At 42.0% G+C, this 7033-nt stretch carries 7 protein-coding genes; 1 reads left to right on the top strand and 6 read right to left on the bottom strand.

Annotation, left to right across the window (positions count from 1 at the left end):
* Nucleotides 1-805: ISL3 family transposase (locus tag JV16_RS07260; protein ID WP_042534989.1), on the top strand; the 805-nt coding region annotated here is incomplete at its 5' end.
* Between the two features lie 712 nt (nucleotides 806-1517).
* Here JV16_RS07260 and prmC read toward each other — a convergent pair.
* The 6 genes from prmC to JV16_RS07230 all read right to left on the bottom strand — a co-directional run bounded on the left by prmC (nucleotide 1518) and on the right by JV16_RS07230 (nucleotide 7033).
* Entirely contained in the window at nucleotides 1518-2369 is an 852-nt protein-coding gene (gene prmC / locus JV16_RS07255; RefSeq protein ID WP_042534980.1) for a peptide chain release factor N(5)-glutamine methyltransferase, read from the bottom strand.
* Nucleotides 2359-3435 carry a peptide chain release factor 1 gene (gene prfA / locus JV16_RS07250; RefSeq protein ID WP_021095045.1) on the bottom strand — a complete coding sequence of 359 codons (1077 nt, stop codon included), beginning with the start codon at nucleotides 3433-3435 and terminating at the stop codon, nucleotides 2359-2361. The genes prmC and prfA overlap by 11 nt, the downstream gene beginning before the upstream one ends.
* A gap of 272 nt (nucleotides 3436-3707) precedes the next feature.
* Complete coding sequence (locus JV16_RS07245; protein WP_042534978.1) at nucleotides 3708-4550, bottom strand: sugar phosphate isomerase/epimerase family protein; 843 nt, start codon at nucleotides 4548-4550, stop codon at nucleotides 3708-3710.
* Nucleotides 4547-5530: a DUF6005 family protein gene (locus JV16_RS07240; protein WP_042534977.1), complete on the bottom strand. Its 984-nt coding sequence runs from the start codon at nucleotides 5528-5530 to the stop codon at nucleotides 4547-4549. The genes JV16_RS07245 and JV16_RS07240 overlap by 4 nt, the downstream gene beginning before the upstream one ends.
* Nucleotides 5523-5801, bottom strand: coding sequence for a petrobactin biosynthesis protein AsbD (gene asbD / locus JV16_RS07235; protein WP_042534975.1), 279 nt, complete (start codon nucleotides 5799-5801; stop codon nucleotides 5523-5525). The genes JV16_RS07240 and asbD overlap by 8 nt, the downstream gene beginning before the upstream one ends.
* Nucleotides 5798-7033, bottom strand: coding sequence for an AMP-binding protein (locus JV16_RS07230; RefSeq protein ID WP_042534973.1), 1236 nt, complete (start codon nucleotides 7031-7033; stop codon nucleotides 5798-5800). The genes asbD and JV16_RS07230 overlap by 4 nt, the downstream gene beginning before the upstream one ends.

The raw sequence follows: 7033 nt of genomic DNA, 5'->3' as shown, positions 1-7033 counted from the left end.
CTACTACTCCATCGCATCGAAAAAAGCAAAAGAGCGCCAAACCGCAACGGAGTCCTCTTGTCAAGAAGGGATGGTGCTTAGCTTAGATGAAATCGCAGTAAAAAAAGGACATCAGTATGAAACCGTATTGATGGATGCCAAAGCCGGATCGGTCATGGGAATGCATGCCGATCGCCAATGTGACTCCGCCATCCAATTGTTGAGCCAGAATGTCCTGTCGAAAGAAAGGGTCCAAACGGTGATTCTTGACATGTGGGAACCTTATCATAAGGCCGTTCGTGCCCTGTTTCCATCTGCTTCGATTGTCATCGATAAGTACCATGTGGTTCAAAAAGTGACACAAGCCTTGGATCAAGCAAGAAAGGAATTTTCTCCATTGAAAAAGGCTCGATATCTCCTCTTAAAAGGCTGTGAAAAGCTTCGTAAGGACCAACGGCTTCGATTAGACAATATCCTGGAGGAGTATCCGTTACTTTCCATTGCTTATTATCTGAAAGAGTTGTTTCGGGATTTTTATCGAACCGATGGATATAACGAAGCAAAGGAACGCTTGGAAGAATGGATTCAGTTAGCCAAACAGAGCCCTTTTGCTTCTTTTCAGGAAGTAGCCAACACGCTTGAAAGGTGGAAGGAGCCGATTCTTTCCTACTTTTTGTGCCCATATACAAATGCCCGAATCGAGGGAACGAATCACAAGATCAAAAACATCAAACGTCGGGCATATGGCTATCGAAATCTAGAACGGTTTCGGTTGCGTGTATTTCTGAAGTGTACAGGGAACACTATAGGTAGTCAGGGTGCTTAAGCGCTCCCTTCTTCCGCTATCGGTATGATAGTTGGTAGAATGGAACCCGTCAAGGAAAGCACTTGACTGTTTCCATTCTACCAACTTCATGGTCTGTATGCGGAAGAAGGATCTTGACTGATGAACCCATTTCATCCAGCTAACATGTTTCTGGGATTGAGTAGGAATCACAGAAAATGGTGAAGACCCATTTTTTTTATAAACTGTCGGCATTTATGTACACGCCTTGTATATCGTGTTTCGCTAGATATTCCAAAATCAAGATCAAAGAGTACATCTTTCTTTGATACATCTCATGAAGAAATGTTCACACAATCATTTTGCATTAGAATAAGCATCGTCTCTATACTCACAAAACACAAGACAGTGTTTGGATCCCCCATTGTGTCTTCTGTTAGCAGGCGAAACAATAGACCCCTTTCTTTCCGCTACGCAGGGTTCTGTATATAAGTGGAAATACCTATTTACGTTGACACGCTGTCATTGGAGTGAATAGTTATTACGATCCAATATTGATCATCCTACCTACTTTGAAAAGCACGTTGTGCAACATCCAGGTAAGATATTTCTCAGTATTAGATATGCTGTATGAACCCGAAATTAAGACGTGAATTTAATAAAAATAACAAAAAAAAACGATAAAAGAAACTATGGTAAATCAAAAATTTTTGATACTCTCGCATACTTTATAGAAATTAAAAAGCTTCCGATGTTACTCGGAAGCGAGATCGGCGATGACGATGCGCTCTTTGCCGTTTATATCAAACAGGACGTCAATGCGCGCCGAAGGAAATGTTTGTTGCAACATCGTTTGCACCGCTTGCCCTTGTCCGTGACCGATTTCAAACGCAATAAGCGCCTGTGGGGTAACGACATACGGAAGTTCATTCGCTAAACGACGATAAAATAACAACCCATCTTCGCCACCGACGAGCGCTCGAAGCGGCTCTTTTTGTACGATAGGCGATAGCGTCGGAATGTCGTGTGCTGGAATGTATGGCGGATTAGAAACGACAACATCCACTCGTATGCCACGGTCGATGATCGGTTGCAGTAAATCCCCTTCTAACCAATGAACGCGAGCGCCAAGCTGCTCGGCATTTCGCTTCGCCACTTCAAGCGATGAAGCAGAAATGTCCACACCGTACACATGCCACGTTGGTCGCTCTAACGACAACGTCACTGCAATCGCTCCGCTTCCTGTTCCGACATCAACGACGGAAAGCGGCTTTTCGGTTGTTCGGGCAAGCACATGAGAAACAAGCTCTTCTGTTTCTGGGCGCGGAATTAATACTTGTTCATTGACGATAAACGTCCGTCCGTAAAACTGTTCGTATCCGATTAAATATTGAATCGGGATATTTTGTAGCGCATGTTTTTTTACATCCGCCATAAATGTTTGTTTGCACGTTTCATCGATCGGCTCGCGCAAATTGGCGAATAGTTGCGCACGCGTCATGTGTAAATGATGACGCAATAACCATTCCGCTGCCGTTTCTTCCTTCCCATGCTCTCGGAAAAAAGAAGAAGCCCATTGGAGGACTTCATATATTTTACTGCTCATTGTTCGCTTGCTCCAACTTTTTCGATTGATCGTCTAAAATGAGCGCATCGATAATTTCATCTAATTTTCCTTCTAACACTTGATCAAGTTTTTGAATCGTCAATCCGATCCGATGATCGGTGACGCGATTTTGCGGAAAGTTGTACGTGCGAATCCGCTCGGAACGATCGCCTGTTCCGACCGCTTGTTTGCGCGTTTGGTCGTATTCTGCACGCGCTTCTTGTTGATATTTATCGTAAATGCGCGCACGCAATACTTTCATCGCTTTTTCTTTATTTTTAATTTGCGATTTTTCGTCTTGGCAAGACACGACAATGCCTGTTGGAATGTGGGTTAAACGAACGGCTGACATCGTCGTATTGACGCTTTGCCCGCCCGGACCGCTCGATGCAAACGTATCGACACGAATATCTTTTTCGTTAATTTCAATTTCGATTTCTTCCATTTCTGGCAAGCAAGCGACTGTCGCCGTTGACGTATGAATGCGTCCGCCTGATTCCGTCTCTGGTACACGCTGAACACGATGGGCACCGTTTTCAAATTTTAATTTCGAATATGCCCCTTTTCCTTGAATCATGAAAATAATTTCTTTATAGCCGCCAAGTCCTGTCGGATGTGCTTCAATCACTTCTGTTTTCCATCCTTGCGACTCGGCATAGCGCGTATACATGCGATATAAATCGCCTGCAAAAAGCGCCGCTTCCTCTCCACCTGCCGCTCCGCGAATTTCCATAATGACGTTTTTATCGTCATTCGGATCTTTTGGAAGCAACAATACTTTTAACTTTTCAACAAGCTGTTCTTCACGTTCTTCTAGTTCGCTAATTTCTTCTTTCACCATGTCGCGCATATCCGGATCAAGCTTTTCTTCAAGCATCGCTTTCGCATCCGCCAACTGCTCACGCACCGATTTATATTCGCGATACGTTTGTACCGTCTCCGCTAAATCGGACTGTTCTTTTGAATAATCACGTAGTTTTTTCGGGTCATTTAATACTTCTGGATCCATTAATAGTTCATTTAATTTTTCATAACGGGCTTCTACCGCTTCAAGACGGTCAAACACACTATTCACCCCTATTCTTGTTCCATACACAGTCTAATTAATAATTATACTACATTTTTATCAAAAGAGAAAGTCCTCTTGAAACTAAACGGTTTTTATATAAAAAGGGCATTCCATTGCTTTTGGAACACCCCTTTAAACGACTATCAGATGTCTATGTACTTACCTATAACTTTGGAGAGAAACACGTCCCAAATTAAAACATGGATAAAATGGGATCATATACGAAAGAAATATATGTCATCCATTCTTATGAGTTCATGCTTAATCACCTAAGTATAAATAGCCTCATCTTTTAATTGTTCAAGTTGATTGTATATTTGCTGTCTGTCGGATTCGAGCACCTTTTTAACGTCAGAGCCAAACCACTCAAGAGATACATCAATATCTTTGGTGAATGTAATCAACTCAGACAAAATATCCTTATAATTGATGACCCCTTCAAAAAGAGGAGCCATTCCTTTTCTTGTACCTGTTGGCGCGTATACGTTGGCGGGTTCAAAAACGAACAATCGGTCTTTTGATGTCACATTTTTTAGATGAAAATGAGCGATAAACGGACGAATCTGCCGAATGGCTTCGATTGGATCCGCACCCGATTCCCATACATGCAAAACATCGAAGTTGATTTTGAATGCGGGATGGTTGACTTCCTCGATTAGTCGGATCGTTGACGGAACGTTGTCTGCTAATGTGTGTGGATGTGTTTCAACGAGCAACTCAATTCCGCGTTCGTGAACATATTGAGAGAGCATGCGGATTCTTTCTACAATTTCCCTGCGCTCTTGTTCACCCGTATGTATACTTCCTTTTTGCCCTGCAAAAATACGAAGTTTTTTTGTATCAAATCGTTGACAAAGCCTCGTTAAGACACGAATCGTTTCTTCAAGTTCATAACGAGCCGCTTGCAGCGGAATGTAGCTGCTAATCATGGTCGTCTTTAACCCGAAAGAGTGAAAAAAATCAAAATCAAAAAAAGGGTCTTCAGCTAAGTACTTCGCATGAGTTCCCCACATTTCTATACCTTGAAAGCGCTTCTCTTTCCCCCACTTTACCAAATCAAAAATCGAGCATAGATGGTGGCGAAAAGATATTGTGCAAAAAGATACATTCATGAACCCAGTCTCCCTTCACCGAAACACGAAACTCTATCGTGCCATGCTTGAAAATATTCAAGAAGCCCTCGCTTAATTTTCAATTCTCGTTCATCTTGTTCGTCTATTTTTTGGAAAATAATATCTAATAACTTTAAGTCTTTCGTCATAGCCAGTTTCATCGCTCTATATTGAATCGTTGTGTATCCTTTTACAAGCAACTCGATTTCATCGCACCACGCTTCAAACTCTTCTGTGCTTCTCGCAAGTTGCTCGGAAAAGTACGCAAAAGCGTGTTCATAGGCATATTTTCGTATCGCTAATACCGGCAACTGTTTTAAGGCAACCGTCAGTTGAGATAGACACTCTTTTTCACTTCCTATCGCATAAGCTTCGACAATTTTTCTGACCGCAGCTGTCATCGGGTTTTCATGAAGCTTCAGACATGTATTGAAATATGCTTGAATCGTTTCGTTTGACGGGGGAATGATGCCTTTTGCATCAAAATAATATCCTCCTCCGACAGACGGTTCTCTCACAGCAGCCAAAATACGTTCTTTAGGTAATATTCCTTCCCAGCGAAAATCTGGGTCATACATCCACCATTCCTTTTCATCCTCAGTCGCCTCTAGCATGACATAATGAGGAAACGGACAATGATGAAACTTATTTACCCTTTCCGGTAATAGCGATAAATCAAGCATCACCATAACATAGCGGTGTGGCGACTTATGTTCGAGAAGCCGCAACAACGTTCCTATATTCTCCTCTTTCGAACCACTCTCATCGTACCATTTATGAATTTTAATTCCATACAACATTTCGTACCATTGTGTAAAAAAAGCATGATCAATATTATTAGAATGATAAGTTAAAACATAATTTTCTAACACGTCAAAATCGGCATCCCATACCCCAAAATAATAAGGGCGATGGTCGACTCCTTCCGTTTTTTTTATAACTTCACAGACACAACTTACAAAACAATGCACCTTAATCATGCGCTTCCTCCATTTCCTTTTCGTTTTGCAACCGTTCTAAAAAACCAACAAGGCTAGCTACTGTATGAAAATCGTTTGGTCTTAAAACATCATCCGGGATATCGATTCCTAAATCTAATTCCAAATGAAGAATCAATTGCAGCACCATGACAGAATCTAAATAAAGATCCTCATTTAATCGGGCTGATTCGCCAAAAAGTGATAACGTGGCTATGTTCATTTTTTCCTTTAGTATGTTATAAATCGCTCGTATCGCTTCATCTCTTCTCATACGTGCACCTCGCTTAACATCTTTCTGTTCACTTTTCCGTTTGCGAGCTTTGGAATATCGATCACTTCCTTCCATTCAACTGGAATTTGATAGGGAGCCAATCTTGCTTGGCACCATTTTCTTAATTCCATCTCACTAACGGGGCTATAGGATGTAAATAGCGCACACACACGCTCCCCCGCATATAAATCTGCTTTTTTATAAACGATCGCTTCCTTCACCCTAGGTTCTTCCATTAGAACATCCTCAACCTCTTGCGGATAAACATTCAAGCCAGCGACATTAATGACATCATCGATTCTAGAAACGAAATGTAACGTACCATCCTCCGCAAAATATCCGAGATCGTTTGTATGAATGGTTTTATTCTCTGTTTCTACTATAATCTCGCTCGGTCTATCGATTTCCCCGGCACGCACCCGAACATGGGATAAAGGAATCCCCATTTGCTGGGGATGTGTCACACTCAACTGGATTGCTACACATCCGGCTTCAGAACAACCATACTGTTGAAAAACTTGGTCGCTCACTGCTCTCAAAGATGCAAGCCAGCTCGATGGCATAAGCGCTCCAGATGTCATGACCATGTGAAGCCTTTCTCCTTTTGTAAGGAGAGAAACAAGCGAATAAAGCAAAGACGGTGAAGCATATAATAAATGGTTTGGGTACTCCCTTAACTTCCGCAAAATATATTTCGGATTCATGCTTGCGATAATGATCGGCTCAATTCCTCTTTTCAATGATGTCATCACACCGCTTATCAGCCCATAAGAATGGGTGACGGGGCAAGCAATAATCGGAGTCGTTTCACGACCGACGGGTAAGCGCTTGACGTATTCATCCACTTCCTTTTCCACTTCAAGCCACGTGCGCTCAATGCATTTCGGCGCGCCCGTACTTCCAGAACTGAACTGAACAAGCCTTCCCTCCTCTTCTAATTTCGCTTCACTTAAATGGACAATGGATGAAACGGATTGATCAATCAAGAGATGGCTAGATGCCTTTTTTGCAATACGAATAGCAGCTTGTCTTGGAGATGACGCATGAATCGGGACAACGGAACCGCCTTTGCCTTTTATATAAAAGAACAAAGCAAGCCACTCCAAAACGTTTGTTGTGCATACGGCAATTCGCAACCGCCCGCCGTTTTTTAAAGTATCTATGTTTTCAAAAGACGTGTAGTATGATTTTAAATCTTCTTCTGTATAATAACGATCGTTTATGTAAAGCAT

This window comes from Anoxybacillus ayderensis (genome assembly GCF_000833605.1).
Lineage (GTDB): Bacteria > Bacillota > Bacilli > Bacillales > Anoxybacillaceae > Anoxybacillus > Anoxybacillus ayderensis.
Note: the sequence above shows the minus strand (reverse complement) of the source record. Positions and strands in the feature narration are given on the sequence as shown.